General features: G+C 59.4%; 2 protein-coding genes. Both read right to left on the minus strand.

The window, feature by feature from the left end; genetic code table 11:
• On the minus strand, positions 1-1122 hold a 1122-nt coding region (locus Q0216_RS01955), incomplete at its 3' end, for a sodium:proton antiporter (protein WP_298592506.1).
• Positions 1123-1372: 250 nt separating this feature from the next.
• Positions 1373-2334, minus strand: a 962-nt coding sequence (locus tag Q0216_RS01960) for a biotin synthase (protein WP_298592507.1), incomplete at its 5' end; no start/stop codon positions are given.

Consider the following 2334-nt stretch of genomic DNA (forward strand, 5'->3'; position numbering starts at 1 on the left):
GCGGACCTGTTCGGTGCCGTTGACCACGGGGATGGACAGGGCAAGAATCAGGGTCACGAGGCCTCGCATGCCGGACCAAGTCATGACAATAACTTCGGCGAAGCTTTCGGGAGCACCCTCGTGGATGGGGTTCTTGCGTCCGGCCAGCCAGACGATGGTGAACCAGATGAGGCGCACCAGGATGGCGACCATTGCGACCATGGAGCCTTGAATGAAGAGGCCTGTGATACGGGAGGGGTCGGCGGTGGCGATGATGTTACTTTCCTGCAGGCCAATCAGTCCAAAGGCGACACCGGTCATGAGCAACTCAATAATCTGCCAGAAGGATATGGAAGAGAGACGCTCTTCTGCTTCGAGGGCGGCCATGTACTTGGTGCTGGTGAACTGGATAGCGCCGATGACCACAGCAATAACACCGGAGGCGTGCACGCTTTCAGCAGCAAGGTAGGCACCGAAAGGGATCACGAGGGTCACGGCGTTGCTGGTGACCACGTCGTGAGCGCGCTGGCGTACGTAACCACCGAACCAACCGAAGATGTAACCAATAATGACCGCAACAATTGACCCGAGGACGAAATCCTTAGCGACCGAGAGCGGGTCAATGGCGTGTCCGCTAGTCATGGAGTGGATTGCGGCGTGGAAGAGCACAATCGCGATAGCATCGTTGAAGCTACCTTCGGTCTGCAGGGTGCCGATGAGTCGGCGGGGAATACCGACGGGTTCAGCGACTGCTTCTACGGCGACGGGGTCGGGCGGGGAGACGGCTGCGCCGACAGCGAGAGCGACGGCAATGGTCATGCCGGGGACCCACCACATGACTGCACCAGCAATTGCCAGAGCGGAGGCGGTGGTGAGCAGTACCGAGTAGAGCAGTACGGATTTCCAACGGCGGCGCAGGGTGCCCCAGGAGAATTTAATGCCGATGGCCCACAGTAGCGGCGGGAGGAAAATCGGCAGGATGATGTCGGTGTCGATTGTAATGTCCGGCCGGTTGGGGATGAAGAGCGCGGCGACACCGAGCAGGGTCATCATGACCGGCCAGGGGAGGTTGAGTCGATCACCGACACTGACCATGAACACGGTCGCCATCAGGATTATGACGATAACGGAGAGGTAAAGCATTGGTCCGGTGTTGTTCCTTTCGTGTGGCCAGGATGAGTCGGCTACATCTTTCTACTCTACCGGAGCGGCGCATACCACTTTCGGGATATGGGGGGCTCTGAGGTGATTATCTCTAGTTTCTTCACCCCTGAGCCTCATGTATTTTATGGAATATAGAGTTTTCCCCTGAATATCCTTGCTTTTCAGCAGGTTATTCAGGGGAAAATTCTATATTTGGAATATATCGATTGGGGTAGTTACCTTAAGCGGGCTACTTGGAGCCGCAACCGCCAGCACCGCAGCCGCAACCACCTGCGGGAGCTTCCTCCACGACCGGTTTGGGCTCGTCGTGGCCGCCGCAGCAGCCACCCTTTTCTTCCTTCGGCTCATCGTGGCCGCCGCAGCAACCGCCGCCACCGTGGGAGTGGCCGTGAGACTCAGCTTCAGCGGAGGAACCGCATCCGCCCGAGCCGCAACCGCAACCACCGGCGGAAGGTGCCGGTTCCTCGTGGCTACCGCAGCCACCCGAACCGCAGCCACAGCCGCCACCGTCAACCGAGCCACAGGCGGAGCCACGTGCATCGCGGTGACCCATGAGGTCCACGCCCAGGTCAGAGAGGTAGCGCAGGTAACCTGCGAGGGCGTCGCGTCCACCGGTGCCAGAGATGACAATGCCGCCGTGACGCAGAGCCTTGAGCACTTCGTTGACCATGGGCCACTGCTCAATGTCGTCAGTAATGGTGATAGCGCTGACCACGTGCATTGCGAGGGAGGTCAGCGAGCGCAGGGACTGTTCGTACCCTTCGGGCAGGTGAATGACCTTGGCGGGTGCTGCCAGGCGCAGGATGGACAGTACGCGCATGAGCATCATGGGCACTGCATTTTCGGGCAGCAGTACGGTCACGCCGATGGCGGAGGATTCAGCAATACGTTCGATGGTTGCCGCGAGTTCTTCGGAGTCGATGTCGCGGGAAATATCCAGCACGTCGTAGGAGTCCACGGCGATGGAGCGGGTGCCCAGCGCCTCGGCGAGTGCTTCGTCTTCGGTGTGGATCGCAATCATGTTGCGGAATTCGTTGCGGCGCACAACGGAGGCTGCCTCGATGAGGGCGAAGTCCTGGCCTTCACCGTCCACGAGGAGGGTGTGGATTTCTTCGCGGTTGAGGCCTTCACCTGCGGTGGCGCGCTCGATTAGTTCAGAAAATGCATTGCTCATACCGAATATTAAACACC

Source organism: uncultured Rothia sp. (genome assembly GCF_937976295.1).
Lineage (GTDB): Bacteria > Actinomycetota > Actinomycetes > Actinomycetales > Micrococcaceae > Rothia.